General features: G+C 69.8%; 14 protein-coding genes. 4 read left to right on the forward strand and 10 right to left on the reverse strand.

What is annotated here, in order from left to right:
• Window positions 1-28 precede the first annotated feature (28 nt).
• Window positions 29-1,051 carry an adenosine deaminase gene (locus ACIBI9_RS61420; RefSeq protein ID WP_397237333.1) on the forward strand — a complete coding sequence of 341 codons (1,023 nt, stop codon included), beginning with the start codon at window positions 29-31 and terminating at the stop codon, window positions 1,049-1,051.
• On the opposite strand, the gene ACIBI9_RS61425 is transcribed toward ACIBI9_RS61420, so the two are convergent.
• Both ACIBI9_RS61425 and ACIBI9_RS61430 read right to left on the reverse strand, forming a co-directional pair.
• Window positions 1,040-1,822, reverse strand: coding sequence for a hypothetical protein (locus ACIBI9_RS61425; protein WP_397237335.1), 783 nt, complete (start codon window positions 1,820-1,822; stop codon window positions 1,040-1,042). The genes ACIBI9_RS61420 and ACIBI9_RS61425 overlap by 12 nt on opposite strands.
• Window positions 1,809-2,348 carry an RNA polymerase sigma factor gene (locus ACIBI9_RS61430; RefSeq protein ID WP_397237337.1) on the reverse strand — a complete coding sequence of 180 codons (540 nt, stop codon included), beginning with the start codon at window positions 2,346-2,348 and terminating at the stop codon, window positions 1,809-1,811. The genes ACIBI9_RS61425 and ACIBI9_RS61430 overlap by 14 nt, the downstream gene beginning before the upstream one ends.
• Before the next feature lie 126 nt (window positions 2,349-2,474).
• On the opposite strand from ACIBI9_RS61430, the gene ACIBI9_RS61435 reads away from it, so the two are divergent.
• Window positions 2,475-3,218 (forward strand): class I SAM-dependent methyltransferase, encoded by a 744-nt coding sequence (locus ACIBI9_RS61435; protein WP_397237339.1) that lies wholly within the window; start codon window positions 2,475-2,477, stop codon window positions 3,216-3,218.
• 3 nt (window positions 3,219-3,221) lie between these two features.
• Here the strand turns inward: ACIBI9_RS61435 and ACIBI9_RS61440 are convergent, their stop codons facing one another.
• The 5 genes from ACIBI9_RS61440 to ACIBI9_RS61460 form a co-directional block, all read right to left on the reverse strand.
• Entirely contained in the window at window positions 3,222-4,106 is an 885-nt protein-coding gene (locus ACIBI9_RS61440) for a carbohydrate ABC transporter permease (RefSeq protein ID WP_397237341.1), read from the reverse strand.
• Window positions 4,106-4,990 carry a carbohydrate ABC transporter permease gene (locus tag ACIBI9_RS61445; RefSeq protein WP_397237343.1) on the reverse strand — a complete coding sequence of 295 codons (885 nt, stop codon included), beginning with the start codon at window positions 4,988-4,990 and terminating at the stop codon, window positions 4,106-4,108. Before ACIBI9_RS61445 ends, ACIBI9_RS61440 begins: the two co-directional genes overlap by 1 nt.
• Before the next feature lie 66 nt (window positions 4,991-5,056).
• Entirely contained in the window at window positions 5,057-6,325 is a 1,269-nt protein-coding gene (locus ACIBI9_RS61450; RefSeq protein WP_397237345.1) for an extracellular solute-binding protein, read from the reverse strand.
• A gap of 206 nt (window positions 6,326-6,531) precedes the next feature.
• A complete protein-coding gene (locus ACIBI9_RS61455) occupies window positions 6,532-8,403 on the reverse strand; it encodes an acyl-CoA dehydrogenase family protein (RefSeq protein WP_397237347.1) in 1,872 nt (623 codons plus the stop codon).
• Window positions 8,404-8,469: 66 nt separating this feature from the next.
• Entirely contained in the window at window positions 8,470-9,699 is a 1,230-nt protein-coding gene (locus tag ACIBI9_RS61460) for an APC family permease (RefSeq protein ID WP_397237349.1), read from the reverse strand.
• Window positions 9,700-9,780: 81 nt separating this feature from the next.
• Between ACIBI9_RS61460 and ACIBI9_RS61465 the strand changes: the two genes are divergently transcribed.
• Window positions 9,781-10,236: an Lrp/AsnC family transcriptional regulator gene (locus ACIBI9_RS61465; protein ID WP_364855241.1), complete on the forward strand. Its 456-nt coding sequence runs from the start codon at window positions 9,781-9,783 to the stop codon at window positions 10,234-10,236.
• Between the two features lie 70 nt (window positions 10,237-10,306).
• Complete coding sequence (locus ACIBI9_RS61470) at window positions 10,307-11,701, forward strand: serine hydrolase domain-containing protein (RefSeq protein WP_397237351.1); 1,395 nt, start codon at window positions 10,307-10,309, stop codon at window positions 11,699-11,701.
• 371 nt (window positions 11,702-12,072) lie between these two features.
• Here ACIBI9_RS61470 and ACIBI9_RS61475 read toward each other — a convergent pair whose 3' ends face one another.
• The 3 genes from ACIBI9_RS61475 to ACIBI9_RS61485 form a co-directional block, all read right to left on the reverse strand.
• On the reverse strand, window positions 12,073-13,218 hold the full coding sequence (locus ACIBI9_RS61475) for an acetyl-CoA C-acetyltransferase (RefSeq protein ID WP_397237353.1): 1,146 nt from the start codon (window positions 13,216-13,218) through the stop codon (window positions 12,073-12,075).
• Window positions 13,219-13,280: 62 nt separating this feature from the next.
• Entirely contained in the window at window positions 13,281-13,940 is a 660-nt protein-coding gene (locus tag ACIBI9_RS61480; protein ID WP_397237355.1) for a hypothetical protein, read from the reverse strand.
• A gap of 27 nt (window positions 13,941-13,967) precedes the next feature.
• The gene (locus tag ACIBI9_RS61485; RefSeq protein WP_397237357.1) at window positions 13,968-14,735 is read right to left on the reverse strand and encodes a class F sortase; all 768 of its coding nucleotides are present in this window, start codon (window positions 14,733-14,735) and stop codon (window positions 13,968-13,970) included.
• Between the last annotated feature and the right edge of the window lie 3 nt (window positions 14,736-14,738).

Below are 14,738 nucleotides of genomic sequence, written 5' to 3' on the forward strand. Positions count from 1 at the left end.
TCCCGGGGTTGAGTGGCAAGATATGCAGATGGCAAGGCCCCTGAACACGCTGCCCAAGGCACATCTACACCTGCATTTCACCGGATCGATGCGGCATTCCACGCTTATCGAGCTGGCCAGGGAGCAGGGGCTGCACCTGCCCGACGCGCTGGAGGAGGACTGGCCGCCCAAGTTGCGGGCCACCGACGAGCGCGGGTGGTTCAGGTTCCAGCGGCTGTACGACATCGCCAGGTCCGTGCTGACCCGTCCCGAGCACGTCTACCGGCTGCTGCGCGAGACGGCCGAGGACGAGGCGGCGGCCGGGTCGCGGTGGCTGGAGATCCAGGTGGACCCGTCGGGGTACGCCCAGCGGTTCGGCGGGCTGACGGCGACGCTGGAGCTGACGCTGGACGCGGCGCGCCTGGCGGCCGAGCACGCGGGGATCGGCATCGCGGTGGTCGTGGCGGCCAACAGGACCCGCCACCCGCTCGACGCGAACACGCTGGCCCGGCTCGCCACCCAGTACGCCGGCAAGGGCGTGGTGGGGTTCGGGCTGTCCAACGACGAGCGCCGGGGCGAGGCGAGGGACTTCGAGCGGGCGTTCAGGATCGCCAAGCGGGGCGGGCTGCTGTCCGTGCCGCACGGGGGCGAGCTGCTGGGCCCGCGCAGCGTGTCGCAGTGCGTGGACGACCTGGACGCGGACCGGGTCGGGCACGGGGTGCGGGCGGCGGAGGACGAGCGGCTGATGCACCGGCTGGCCGACCGGCAGATCTGCTGCGAGATCTGCCCCACCTCCAACGTGGGCTTGGGCGTGGCCGAGCGGGCCGCCGACGTGCCGCTGCGGCGGCTGTTCGACGCGGGCGTGCCGATCGCCCTGGGGTCCGACGACCCGCTGCTGTTCGGCGCGCGGCTGCTGAGGCAGTACGAGCTGGCCAGGGACGTCTACGGCTTCAGCGACGCGGAGCTGGCCGAGCTGGCCCGCCAGTCCCTGCGGTCCTCCGCGGCCCCGGAGCCGGTGCGCAAGGAGCTGCTCGCGGGCGTGGACGAGTGGCTGACGAGCTCACCCGAGTGACGCGGCGATGCGGACGGCCTCCTCCTTGGTCTTGACGCCCTCCAGGCGGTAGTTCAGCGCGTCCTGCTGCCAGATCAGGGTGGGGCCCGCCTGGCGCAGCGGGATCTCGGTGCCGTCCTGGCGGCTGAGGTAGCCGAGGGGGTGCGCCCCCGGGATCCACCAGGCCTGGTAGGGCCCGACCTTGGTGTAGTCGGGCCAGGGCGGGCCGAGCTTCTTGAAGAGCACCGGGTCCAGGCCGCCGTCGAACTGGTCGAGCCGGACGCCGCCCGGCCAGAACATCGACACGACCCGGCCCCTGTCGGACACCGTGGTGCGCTCGGGCTCCCCCAGCGCCTTCGGCGTCCTGACCTGGAACTTCACCTCGGCCTTGAGGCCGTCCTGGTCCACGGTGTGCTCGTACGGCAGGGGCGTGGCGCTGGTGACTGCCCTGGGCGGCGCGTCGCCGATCCGGAGCTCGATCCCGGCGAACCGCAGGATCCGTACCACCGCCGCCCGCCCCTGAGGGGTCGCGGCCGTGATCGCGATGACGACGAGGACAACGGCCGTGACGACCTTCCACCTCGCGCGCCGGCGGCGCGGCACCGGGGAGTGCGGCCGGACGGGGCCGCTGACGGGACCGTGCGCAGGATCGGGCACCTCACCCTGAGAAGCCTCCAGGCGGGCGCGTACGGCCGCGGCGACGTCGGAGGGCGGCGGACTGGGGACGTCGAGGAGGTCGCCGAGCGCCAGGAGTTCGGCCTCCAGGTCGTCGAAAGGCTCACGCGAGTTCATTGCCCACCTCCTCCCTCAGCCGGGCCAGCCCCCGATGCGTGCTGGACTTGACGGTGCCCACGGGCCAGTCGAGCACCTGCGCCGTCTCCGCCTCGGTCAGCTGTAAGAAGTACCGGCAGACGACGGCCTGGCGTTCCCGCTCGGGCAGCCGGCGCACCGCCTCCAGCAGGCGCGAGCGCCGGTCGCCGGCCACCGCGGTGCCCTCGGGGTCGTCGGGCGCGGCCACGGACGCCGTGGCGCTCAACCGTAAGGCCAGCTCGGAGCGGCGCCCACGCGACCGGGTCAGGTTGTGGGTCTCGTTGGCCACGATCCGCAGCAGCCACGGGCGGAACGGCGAGTCCCTGCGGAAACTCGGCAGATGCCGGAACGCCTTGACGAACGCCTCCTGCACCACGTCCTCGGCCTCGTCCCCCGCACCCAGCATGAAAGCGGTACGGTGGGCGAGCGCGCTGTAGCGGGCGACCAGCACCTCATAGGCGGCTTGGTCACCGGCGAGCGAGCGCTCGATCGCCTCGTCGTCGTCCATGGCGAGTCAGATTCCACCCCATCAGAGGTGCCCCGGGGAAGGGTCTTTCGCGTATCGGGTGAACGTCACCAGTGATCGGGGCATTAGACTCGGGCAATCCATGAGCCCCCGAGAAGGAACGGGACTATGTCTTCTGGGTATGACCGTGTAGTGCAACCGGCGGCCGGTGACGAGGCCCTGGAGAACCACCTGGGTGGGGACGAGGCCAAGAACTATCGGCAGTACGAGCTGGACATGGTCGCCCCGCATGTCGGCCGTTCGATGCTGGAGATCGGCTCTGGCCTCGGCCACTTCGCCGAGCAGTTCCTGCCGCGGCTCGACAGGCTGGTCGTGAGCGACTTCGACCCCTACTGCGTCGAGCAGCTGGAAAAGCGGTTCGCGGGCCGCGACGACATCGACGTCCTGCAGTTCGGGCTGCCGACCGACATCCCGCTCGAGGACAAGGTCGACACCGTCGTCATGATGAACGTCCTGGAGCACATCGAGGAAGACGCCGAGGCGCTGCGCTCGCTGGCCCGGGTCACGCTGCCGGGCGGGCGGATCATCATCTGGGTGCCCGGCTACATGCAGCTCTACGGAGACTTCGACCGCAAGGTCGGCCACGTCCAGCGCTACACGCCCAAGACGCTCGGCGCGACGGTCGCCAAGGCCGGCCTGGACATCGAGGTGCTCAAGCCGATCAACTTCCTGGGCGGCATCGCCTGGTGGGCCGCCGTGCGCCGGGGCGGCGTCGGCTACCCCGACCCGCGCCTGGTCAAGATCTACGACCGTACGGTGGTCCCGACGACCCGCTTCATCGAGCGGTTCATCAGGCCACCGTTCGGCCAGACGGTCTTCTGCGTGGCACGGGTGCCCCAGCCCAAGGCGTAGGCGCTACTTGATCGACCCGGCCGTGAGGCCGCCGACGACCTTACGCTCGATCAGCGCGAAGAGGACGATCACGGGGATGGTGGCGATCACCGACCCGGCGAACAGGTTCTGCCAGTCCACCTGGTACTGACCGATGAACGAGTTGAGCGCCACCGTCAGCGGCTGGTTCTCCGGCGTCGTGGTCAGGGTCAGGGCGACCACGAACTCGTTCCACGCGGCGATGAAGGTGAAGATCAGCGCCGTGATGACGCCGGGCATGGCCAGCGGCAGCGTGATCCTGAACAGCGCCCCGAAGCGCCCGTTCCCGTCGATGAACGCCGCCTCCTCCAGCTCGCGCGGGATCGAGGCGAAGTACGCGTTCAGGATCCACACCGCGAACGCCAGGTTGAACCCGCCGTTCACGAGGATCAGCGACCAGATCGAGTCCACCAGCCCGAACTGGAAGAACTCGCGGTAGATGCCGACCAGCATGGCCGTGGGCTGGAACATCTGGGTGATCAGCACGAGGATCAGGAACGCCGTGCGCCCCCTGAAGTTGTGCCGGGCCGAGTAGTACGCGGCCGGCAGCGCCACCAGGAGCACCAGCACGGTCGAGCCGCCGGCGACCTTGAGCGTCACCCACAGGTTGCCGGCCAGGCCGCTGGTCCAGAAGTTGGCGAGGTTCGACCACACCCACTCCTTCGGCCAGAACGACACCTCGCGCAGCGACTCCTGCGAGCGCAGCGAGGTGAGCAGCATCACCACGTACGGGAACAGGAAGACGAACGCGATCACGTACGCGGCGGCCGCGACGAGCACGGTCTTGAGCCTCGGCATCCTGCGCCGCGCCGCCGGCCTGACGTGGTGGCGCGGGCGGGTGGCCTGCGACGGCAGGGTCTTGATCGCCATCACGCCACCTCCTTGTTCCAGCGGGAGACCTTGAGGAAGATCGCGGTCAGGATGATCACCATGCCGAAGTTGACGACGGACATGGCCGCCGACTCGCCGATGTTCGAGCCCTTGAGGATGAACATGAGGATCGTCGAGGTGGCCGTGGAGTAGCCGGGCTGGCCATGCGTCATGGCCCAGATGATCGGGAAGCTGTTGAAGACGTTCATGACGTTGATGAGCGCCGCAACGGTGAGCGCGGGGCGCAGCAGCGGCAGCGTGATCGACCAGTACGTCCGGAACCGGGTGGCTCCGTCCATCTTGGCCGCCTCATAGACGTCAGCGGGGATCGTCGCCAGCCCGGCCAGCAGCGCGTAAGTGGTGAACGGCACCGACACGAAGACGGCCACGAACACCAGCCACGGCATCGCGGTGGAGGCGTCGCCGAGCTGGTCGGCCGAGGCCCCGCCCATCGCGTCGATCAGCCCCAGCTTCAGCCGGATCTGGTTGATCACGCCGACCTCGGGGTCGAGCATCCACTTGAAGATGATCGCCGTCATCAGCACCGACGCGGCCCACGGCGCGATCAGCGCCCACCGGGCCGCCTTGCGCAGCGGGAAGCGCTGGTTGAACAGCTGGGCGAGGGCCAGCGAGATCAGCACGGTGAGCGCGACGACCGCGACCACCCAGATCACGCTGCGGACCATGATGTCGGCGAAGTCCTTCTCGCCGAACAGCTTCTCGTAGTTCGCGAAGCCGTTGCCCCCCTGGACCACCCCGAAGCGGCTGATCTTGAGGAACGACGACCTGATCATCTCGATCACGGGCCAGAGCACGACCAGCGCGATCAGCACCACGGCGGGCCCGACCCACGCGAGGGGCTCCAGGGCGCGCAACCTTCTCATGAGCAACCTTCCAAGACGGTGCGGCCGGCACCGGTGAGAGCGCCGGCCGCACGGGCCCCCGACGTATCAGCCGGCCGCTTCGGCGGTCTTCTGCAGCTCACCGAGGACCTTGGCCGGGTCGTCCTTGACGGCCCCGCCGATGGTCTGCTTGATCGCCGGGTTCACCTCGGCCCACTTGGGGTCCTGGAAGGGGTAGAAGCTGGCGTTGGGCAGCGCGTCGAGGAACGGCTTGAGCTTCTCGTCACTCGACAGCTTCTGGATGCCGCCGTTGGTGACGGGCAGCAGCTTGTACGTGTCGGAGATCTTCTGGGCGGCGCTGCCGGTGTAGAAGAAGTCGAAGAACTTCTTGATCTCGGCGGCGTGGCCGTTCTTGTTGAACGCCATGATCCAGTCCATGACGCCGAGCGTGGTGTCGAGCGGGCCGCTCTTGCCGGGGATCGGCGCGACGCCGTAGTTCTTCAGCCCGGCCGCGTCGAAGATCGGGATGGACATGGGGCCGCCGTTCACCATGCCGACCTTGCCCGCGCCGAAGTCCTCCCAGACCGTCTTACGATCCTTGGTGCCCGGGTTGGGGGTGGTCAGACCGGCGTCGACCAGGCCCTTCATGTACGTGAACGTCTCGACGTTCTGCGGCGAGTTGATCGCCCACTTGCCGGAGGCGTCCTTGTAGCCGCCGCCGTTGCCCAGCATCCACAGGAACGACTCGCCCTGGGCCTCCTCCTGGCCGAGCGGCAGGCCGAACGGCTGCGTGACGCCGGCCTTCTTCAGCTTCTCGGCGTCGGCCTTCAGCTCGTCCCACGTCTTCGGCGGCTCTGTGATGCCGGCCTTCTGGAACAGGTCCTTGTTGTAGAACAGCGCCCGCGCGGAGGAGACGAACGGGATGCCGTACGCGGTGCCGTCGACCTTGCCGAACTCGGCGAACTTCTGCAGCATGTCGCCCGAGACGTTCGGCGACAGCACCTCGTCCACCTTGTAGAGCAGCCCGTCCTTGACGAAGCCGGAGTAGTCGCCGGTCTGCAGGATGTCGGGCACCTGGCCGTTCTGGACCATGGTGGCGACCTGCTTGTCGATGTCGTTCCAGTTGATGACCTGGACGTCGACCTTGATGTTCGGGTTGGCGGCCTGGAACTCGTCCACGACGCCCTTCCAGAACGTCTCGCCCGAGTTCGGCTTGCCGGGGCCGTCGCCGTAGTCGGCGGCGACCATCTTCAGGGTGACCTGCCCGCCGCCCGACGCCTGTGTGTTGCCTCCGCCACCGCCGGAACCGCCGGAGCCGCAGCTGGACAGGACCAGCATCGTGGCAAGGCCGAGAGCGGCGCCGCCCACAAGCTTCATGTTCACTGGAGATACCGCCTTCTCGTCGGACGGGCGCTGGTCCGTACCAGCCAACGGACCCCGTCCTGGGGGATGGGGCACGCGAGCGTACAGCTCGACGCGTTTGCGCCAGCGTAAGCCTGGATTAGCGAGCCGGTCTATACCGGCTCGTATCAGTTTGAAAACGCTGAGGCCAGGAAAACCTCACAACCGGTCTAGACCGGGCGTCAGAGGATCTTTCTCCGGACGCTCTCCCCACCCTGCGGCGTGCCGATCCACGGCCCCTCGATGGAGGGGTCGAGGATGCCTTCCTCGACGAACCCGTAGCGGCCGTCGAGCACGTAGCCGGCCAGGCGCACGTCGCCCGCGTCGCTGTTGTCCCAGAGCCGGTCGAACAGCGCGTCCACGCGGCGTCGTGCCTGGTGGCAGAAGGTGTCGGCGAGCTCGTACGGCCGGCGCCCCAGGTCCCTGGAGTCCTCCTCCGCCTTGACGCACACGGCGGTCATGGCGAACAGCTCGGCCCCGATGTCCACCAGCCTGCCGAGGAACGACTGCTTGTGCTCCAGCCGGCCCTGCCAGCGCGACATGCCGTAGAAGGTGGACCGGGCCAGCTTGCGGCTGGTCCGCTCCACGAAGCGCAGGTGCGCGGCCAGCGGGCCGAAGTCGCCGTACGACGCGGGCAGATTGCCGGTGCCGGCCACCAGCGTGGGCAGCCACCTGGCGTAGAAGCGGCTGGCCCGGCGCAGGGCCTGGGCGCGTTCCTGGCGGGAGGCCTCCGGGTTGATCAGCTCCCCGGCGGCCGACAGGTGCGCGTCCACCGCCTCCCGGGTGATCATCAGGCGCATGATCTCCGAGGAGCCCTCGAAGATGCGGTTGATGCGGGAGTCGCGCAGCATCTGCTCGGCGGGCACGCCGCGCTCGCCGCGCGCCACGAGCGACTCGGCCGTCTCGTAGCCGCGGCCGCCCCTGATCTGGACCAGTTCGTCGAGCGCCTGGTACGACAGCTCCGACGCGTACAGCTTGGCCAGGGCCGCCTCGATCCTGATGTCGTTGCGCTGGTCGTCGGCCAGGCGGCTGGTGAGCTCGCAGAGGGCTTCGAGCGCGTACGCGCTCGCCGCGATGAACGCGATCTTCGTGGCCACGGCCTCGTGCTGCCCGACCTTGTGCCCCCACTGCACGCGCTCGTTGCCCCACTCGCGGGCGATCTTGAGTGCCCATTTGGCGTTGCCCGCGCAGGTGGCCGGCAGCGACAGGCGGCCGGTGTTCAGCGTGGTCAGGGCGATCTTCAACCCCTGCCCCTCGCGCCCGATCAGGTTCTTGGCCGGCACCCTGACCTGGGAGAACTCGGTGACCCCGTTCTCGATGCCGCGCAGCCCCATGAAGCCGTTGCGCCGCTTGACCGTGATGCCGGGAGAGTCGGCCTCGACCACGAACGCGCTGATCTTCTTGCCGGTCCTGGCCATGACCACCAGGAGATCGGCGACGACGCCGTTCGTCGTCCACAGCTTGACGCCGTCGAGCACGTAGTCGTCGCCGTCGCGGACGGCGGTGGTGGACAGGCGGGCCGGGTCGGAGCCGACGTCGGGCTCGGTCAGCAGGAACGCGGAGATCTCGCCCGCCGCGCACCTCGGCAGGAACTCCCGCTTCTGCTCCTCGGTGCCGAACAGCTTGAGCGGCTGCGGCACCCCGATCGACTGGTGCGCCGACAGCAGCGTGGCCAGCGCCGGGCAGTACGAGCCGACGAGTATGAGGGTGCGGCAGTAGTACAGGTAGGGCAGCCCGAGCCCGCCGTACTCCTCGCCGATCGTGATGCCGAAGGCCCCGAGCGCCGCGAGCCCCTTGACCACCTCGTCGGGCACCTGCGCGGTCCGCTCGATGAGGGCGGGATCGACGTGGGCGTCGAGGTAGCGCCGCACCGCCCTGACGAACTCCTCACCTCGCTTGGCCGCCTCGTCGGACAGCGTCGGCACGGGGTACACGAGATCCAGCCGGTAGTCGCCGAGGAAGAGCTGCTTGGCGAAGCTGGGCCGCGTCCACTCCTTCTCGCGGGCCTGCTCGCCGACCTCTCTGGATTCCGCGTACTTGGCGTGCTCGGTCATGGCACCTCCCGACGATGCGCCGTCCTGTGCTAGGAGTACTGCCCGCCTGACGACGCCATGCGCCGTTTATAACTTGATTTTGTACGAACGGCGAGCGTTCGCTTTCAGGACCCCGATCGCCACCAGGGCGAGCACGGCGGGCACCACGAGGTAGCCGCCGCAGAACGCCAGCGCCACGAGCGACAGCCCGGCACCGACCACGGCCGTGTTCCGGTGCCGCCCGGCGGGCAGCATCCGCACGGCCGCCGCCACGCCCGCCGCCGTGACCGCGGCCAGGCAGGCCGAGGTCGCCCGCATGAGGAGGTCCAGGTCCACCGCCCACACCAGCACGGGCACGCTGAGCACGGCGAGCAGCCCCAGGCTCCGGTACGGCGTCTCGCCCGGCGCCCCGCCCTTGGCGAACCAGCCCGGCAGCGCCCCGTCCCTGGCCATGGCCGCGCCCAGCCGGGAGGCCCCGGCGAGGTAGGTGTTGACCGCGCCGAAGGTCAGCAGCACCGCCACCACCCCGGTGACCGGCCGCGCTGCCGGGCCGATGCCGGTCTCCAGCATGGCGGTGAGCGGCACGCCGGTCATGTCGGGGCCGAGCACGCCGACGGAGGTGACCGACACGCCCACGTACAGGATGCCGACCACGACGAGCGTCACCGCGGTGGCCCGGATCAGGCCGTTCCCCTTGCCGGCGAACTCGGCCGACAGGTGGCTGGCCGCCTCCCAGCCGACGAAGGCGAACAGGAGCACGCCGGCCGCGTCCGCCACGCCCGCGGCACCGTGTGGGGCGAAGGGGGCGAAGTTGCCCGGGTCGGCGTGCGGCGCGGCGGTGATCACGGCCGTGGCCAGGAGCGCCACGAGCAGGACGACGAAGCCGATCTGCAGCCGTCCCGAGGTGCGTAGCCCGGCGAGGTTGGCGGCGAAGGCGGCTCCCAGGATCAGGCAGGCGGCCAGGGTGGCGTCCATGCCCAGCGTGGCCTCGACGTACTGGCCGCCGACCAGCGCGCCGGCGACGGTGCCGATGGGGACGGCGCCGTAGAACCACCAGCCGACCACGGCGGAGGCGTGCCGGCCGAACGCGAGTCCGGCGAAGCTCGCCACTCCCCCGCCGTCGGGGTATCTGGCGCCGAGCGCGGCGAAGGTCAGCGCGACGGGGATGCTCAGCGCGAGCAGCCCGGCCCAGGCCAGCACGGACGCGGGCCCCGCGGCGGCGGCGGCGAGGTGCGGCAGCACCAGCATCCCCGGCCCCAGGACCGCCCCCACCAGCAGGGCCGTGCCGTGTCCGGCACCTATGCGATGTTCTGACATGCAGCCGAAGTTAGTGCACTCATTCGGCCATAACCTCTGCCAGCCGAACGAATGGCCGGAACTGCGTGGGACCATCCACTCATGGACGAACTTGATTCGGAAATCGTGCGGCTGCTCCAAACGGATGCGCGGCAGTCCAACCGGGAGCTGGCCCGGCAGCTCGGCGTGGCGCCCTCGACCTGTCTGGAGCGGGTCAGGTCGCTCACCCGGCGCGGCGTGATCCGCGGCTACCACGCCGACATCGACCCGGCCGCGCTCAACCGGAGCGTGCAGGCCATGGTCTCGGTCCAGGTACGGCCGCTGAGCCGGGCGGTGATCAACGCGTTCAAGTCGTCGGCGGCGGCGATGCCTGAGGTGCTCAGCGTGTTCGTGCTGGCGGGCGGGGACGACTTCCTCCTGCACGTTGCGGTGCAGGACCTGGACCACCTGCACTCGTTCCTGCTCGACCGGCTGAGCAAGCGCAAGGAGATCGTCGGCTTCCGCACGTCGGTGATCTTCCAGCAGGTGCACAACACCGTCCCGGAGCGCCTGACCTGACTTTCGTCAGGGGTGGTTCTGGACGGTCGGCCGATCCGGAGGGCGGGGGCGACTTCCTAAATTTCTCCTCGTGATTGCAGTGAAGTCCCTTCTGGTCGGCCTCTCGACGGCGCTGACCCTCGCCCCCGCCCCGCAGCCGACGCCCCAGACCATCGACGCCTACCTGCGCCAGGCCATGGAGTCCACCGGACTGCCCGGCATGTCCGTGGTCGTGACGCACGACGGCGAGGTCGTGCACGCGGCCGGCTACGGCCACGACTCCGAGGGGCGTCCCGTGACCGCGAACACCCCGATGCGCGTGGCCTCGGTCAGCAAGTCGTTCACCGCGATGGCCGTGATGACGCTCGTGGAGCGCGGCAGGATCAAGCTGGACGAGCCGGTGGCGGCGCAGCTGCCGGGGTTCAGGATGGCGGACCCGCGGGCGGCCGCCATCACCGTACGGCAGCTGCTGAACCAGACCTCCGGCCTGTCGGACACCACGGTCGACATCGCCGCGGTGGAGGGCGCCACCTCGCTCGCCGACTACACCTCCCGGCTGTCCGGCTCCGAGCTCCGCGCCGACCCCGGCACCCGGTGGGAGTACTGCAACGTCAACTACGACCTGGCCTCCCGGCTGGTCGAGGTGGCCTCCGGGCAGCCGTTCGGCGACTACCTGCGCGAGCGGGTGTTCGGCCCGCTGGGCATGAAGTCCAGCGCCGTCAGCGACCAGGTCGTCAGGCCGGCCGACGGCTACAACTCGATCTTCGGTGCCTGGCTCCCGCGTCCGGAGCTGTCCGACTTCCTCAACGACAGCGGCTCGGGCGGGGTCATCACCACGGCCGCCGACATGGGCAAGTGGCTGATCGCGCAGTCGGGCGACGGGCGCCCGCTGGTCAAGCGGGAGACCCTGGACGTCATGCACACGCCCGGCAAGATCCGCGACTACGGCATGGGCTGGGGCGTCGAGCGGGAGACCGGGCAGCTCGTGCACTCGGGCAACCTGTTCACGTACAACGCCGTCGAGGCCGTCTCCCCCAGGACCGGCTACGGCTTCGCCGTCATGGCGAACGGGGCGGCGCTGACCGACGACACCTACACCGTCATGGAGGGGCTGACCGCCCTCAGCGAGGGCCGCGCCCCCGAGGTGCCCGGAGGCGACCGGCAGCTGTTCGAGCTGGTGCTGGGCGTGCTCGCGATGGCCGCGGCGGGCCTCGGCGTCATGGGAGTGCTGCGCTCCCGGCGCTGGGCCGCCCGGCGCGCGGGCCGGCGGGCCCAGTGGTGGGCGTGGTGGCGGCTGGTGCCCGCGCTGATCCCCGTGGCCGTGCTGGCGGCGTACCCGGACCTGATCTCGTTCCTCATGAACGGGCGGGCGGTGACGTGGGCCCAGCTCACCTACTTCGCCGCGCCCCTGTCGATCATGCTGCTGGTGGCGGCGCTGTCGGGGGCGGCGGTGGCGGTGGCCCGGCTGATGGCCGCCCGGCGTTAATTCGGTTGCACGGGATTACGGCCGGCCCGTACTGTCATGGACATGCGCCTTTACCTGTGATTCACCGCTGCTCAGCAGCGAGATCGCCCGTCATCCGTTCCAGACGCGGCAGCTGAGCTTGCCGACCGGCCTCCATGAGCCGCGTCGTGAGTCTGTGTAAAGGAGCTTCCTTATGCGAGTCCGTTCATCCAGGAAAAAGAACCTTCCCGGACTGCCCGTGACGCGGCCGATGCCCAAGATGCCGCAACGGCCGATCATGCCGCCCCGGCGCATCCCGCCGAAGGGTCGCTGAGACAACTACCAGGATGGGTAGTTAGGCGAGCGCCGCCTCCACCGTACGCCAGGAGGCGGCGCTCGCGCCTTTCATGCCTTCAGAGGCGCTCGATGATGGTGACGTTGGCCTGGCCGCCGCCCTCGCACATCGTCTGCAGCCCGTACCGGCCGCCCGTGCGCTCGAGCTCGTGCAGGAGCTTGGTCATCAGGATCGCGCCCGTGCCGCCGAGCGGGTGACCGAGCGCGATGGCGCCGCCGTTCGGGTTGACCTTGGCCGGGTCGGCGCCGAGCTCGTGCGTCCAGGCCAGCGGCACCGGCGCGAACGCCTCGTTGATCTCCACCACGTCGATGTCGTCGATCGACATGCCGGCCTTCTCCAGTGCCCGCCGCGTGGCGGGGATCGGCGCGGTCAGCATGTAGACCGGGTCGTCGCCCATGAGGGCGAGCTGGTGGATGCGGGCCCGCGGCGTCAGGCCGTGGTCCCTGACCGCCTGCTCGGAGGCGATCAGGAGCGCGCCGGAGCCGTCGGAGATCTGCGAGGAGGTGGCGGCGGTGATCTGGCCGCCCTCCTTCAGCGTCTTGAGCGTGGCCATCTTCTCCAGGGTCGTGTCGGCCCGCGGCCCCTCGTCGTCCTCGACGCCGTTGACGGGCGCGATCTGCTCCTTGAAGTAGCCGTTCGCGATGGCCTTGGCGGCGCGCTGGTGGGACTCGAGCGCGAACCGCTCCAGCGTCTCCCGCGTGTAGCCCCACTTCTCGCACATCAGCTCCGCGCCGCGGAACTGCGAGATCTCCTGCTTGCCGTACCGTTCGACCCACTTCTCTCCGAACGGGAAGGGCATGCCCTTCTCCAGCGCGGCCGTGATCGACGAGCCCATCGGCACGATGCTCATCGACTCCACGCCGCCGGCCACGACCAGGTCCTGGGTGCCGGACATCACGCCCTGGGCGGCGAAGTGGATCGACTGCTGCGAGGAGCCGCACTGCCGGTCGATCGTGACGCCGGCGGTGGTCTCCGGCAGGCCTGCCGACAGCCAGGCGTTTCGCGCGATGTCCATGCTCTGGGGGCCGAACTGCATGACGCACCCCATGATGACGTCCTCGACCGCCGCGGGGTCGACGCCCGTGCGGTCGATCAGCGCCTTCAGCGTGTGCGCGGCCAGGTCAGTGGGGTGGACGGTGGAAAGGCCGCCCTTCTTCTTGCCGACGGGGGTGCGGACCGCCCCGACGATGTACGCCTCTGCCACAGTGCCTCCTGGAAACCGAGCATTATTCGGTTACTAGGGGCAGACTACAACAGAACGACGTTCTACTCACGCGTGGGCGGGACCAGGTCCTCCGCCGTGTCCACCCGGAACCGCCAGCGGTCCACGACCAGCCCGTTCAGCGCCTCGGCCAGCTCCAGGGCAAGTGCGCCGAGCTTGGCCGGCTCGTCGCCGCGCAACTCGATCGCGGTCAGCTCGACGGCGAAGGGCAGCAGCTCCTGTACGGCGGGCGGCTGCCCCTTCTGCGGGACGAGCACGGCCCGGATGTCACCGGCCGTGAACGCGAACTCGTCCTCCTCGTCCTGCTCCAGCAGCGGCGCCAGCTCCTCGGCGGTCGGCCGCGCCGGGAGGATGACGGCCGGCCCGCTCTCCTCCTCGTCGGCGGGGTCGGTCACCTCGCCCCGGCACACCGCGAGCCCCTTGAGGCGGAAGGCCAGGCCCTCGGCGAGATAGCGGTCGAAGTAGTTCAGCGGCAGCGGCCCTTCGGCGGCCACCCTGACCGCCCACACCTTCTCCAGCTCACCACCGGTCAGCTCGGGCTCGGCCTCCACGGGCGCGTGCACCCGCACGTCGGTGGCCACGATGTCGTCGCCGTCCTTCTTCGCGCCGGGGTCGGCGAGCTGCACGATGCGCAGCAGCTCGGCCGGATCCGGCTTGGCGGGCAGGGCCGCCGTCGGGCCGGTACGCAGTCTCCGCTTGGCCATCCAGCCCATAGCCCGCCTCCGCGCTTGTCAGCTTCGATAGGAGCTCGTCATCGTCGCGTAGACGATGACGTTGTCGTCGTAGTGGCCGATCGTGCGATCGTAGTTCCCACCGCAGGTGATCAGGTGAAGCTGAGCGTTCTCCTGAGGCCCGTAGACGCGCTGGGTCGGGAACGTCTTCTTGCTCGCCTGCTCGATGCCGCCCACGGTGAACACCGCGGTCGTCCTGTCCTGGCGCTGGATCTCGATGGTGTCGCCGTTCCTGAGCTCGGGGAGCCTGCTGAACACGGCGCTGCGCGTCCTGGTGTCCTTGTGCCCCAGGATCACGGCCGGCCCGGCCTCACCCGGCGTGGACATGTTCCGGTACCACCCGGCCAGGTTGGGGTTCTCGGACGGAGGCACCTCGATCGTCCCGTCCTTCTTCAGCCCGACGGACGTGATCGGCGCGTTGATCCCGAGCCTCTTGATCACGATCCGCTTGGGCGTGGACGGCAGCATGGGCGGGGCGGGGTTGATCTGCGGCAGCGGCGGCGGCACGTCGGGGGCCGCCTGGAAGAGTGCCTGCTCCGGCTGTCCGGTGGCCTTCCCGTCCGGCTGCGCCTGCAGCTTCAGGGTCTCGCGGTTGTTGCTCGCGAGGCCGTACTCCTGGGGGGAGTTCAACACGATCAGCAGCCCGGCCACGACGGTGACGACGCCGGCGATGGCCGCCCCGATGAGCACGGTCCTGAGCGCCGTGCTCCCCCTGTCCGCGGGCGGCGGCATCTGCCCGCCGCCGCCGTACGGATAGTGCCCCGACATGCC

It is taken from the genome of Nonomuraea sp. NPDC050451 (assembly GCF_044458585.1).

What these genes read in the sequence shown, in the direction of transcription:
- ACIBI9_RS61420 (WP_397237333.1), top strand. Translation starts at nt 29, where the DNA reads ATGGCAAGGCCCCTGAACACGCTGCCCAAGGCACATCTACACCTGCAT.
- ACIBI9_RS61425 (WP_397237335.1), bottom strand. Translation starts at nt 1,822, where the DNA reads ATGAACTCGCGTGAGCCTTTCGACGACCTGGAGGCCGAACTCCTGGCG.
- ACIBI9_RS61430 (WP_397237337.1), bottom strand. Translation starts at nt 2,348, where the DNA reads ATGGACGACGACGAGGCGATCGAGCGCTCGCTCGCCGGTGACCAAGCC.
- ACIBI9_RS61435 (WP_397237339.1), top strand. Translation starts at nt 2,475, where the DNA reads ATGTCTTCTGGGTATGACCGTGTAGTGCAACCGGCGGCCGGTGACGAG.
- ACIBI9_RS61440 (WP_397237341.1), bottom strand. Translation starts at nt 4,106, where the DNA reads ATGGCGATCAAGACCCTGCCGTCGCAGGCCACCCGCCCGCGCCACCAC.
- ACIBI9_RS61445 (WP_397237343.1), bottom strand. Translation starts at nt 4,990, where the DNA reads ATGAGAAGGTTGCGCGCCCTGGAGCCCCTCGCGTGGGTCGGGCCCGCC.
- ACIBI9_RS61450 (WP_397237345.1), bottom strand. Translation starts at nt 6,325, where the DNA reads ATGAAGCTTGTGGGCGGCGCCGCTCTCGGCCTTGCCACGATGCTGGTC.
- ACIBI9_RS61455 (WP_397237347.1), bottom strand. Translation starts at nt 8,403, where the DNA reads ATGACCGAGCACGCCAAGTACGCGGAATCCAGAGAGGTCGGCGAGCAG.
- ACIBI9_RS61460 (WP_397237349.1), bottom strand. Translation starts at nt 9,699, where the DNA reads ATGTCAGAACATCGCATAGGTGCCGGACACGGCACGGCCCTGCTGGTG.
- ACIBI9_RS61465 (WP_364855241.1), top strand. Translation starts at nt 9,781, where the DNA reads ATGGACGAACTTGATTCGGAAATCGTGCGGCTGCTCCAAACGGATGCG.
- ACIBI9_RS61480 (WP_397237355.1), bottom strand. Translation starts at nt 13,940, where the DNA reads ATGGCCAAGCGGAGACTGCGTACCGGCCCGACGGCGGCCCTGCCCGCC.
- ACIBI9_RS61485 (WP_397237357.1), bottom strand. Translation starts at nt 14,735, where the DNA reads ATGTCGGGGCACTATCCGTACGGCGGCGGCGGGCAGATGCCGCCGCCC.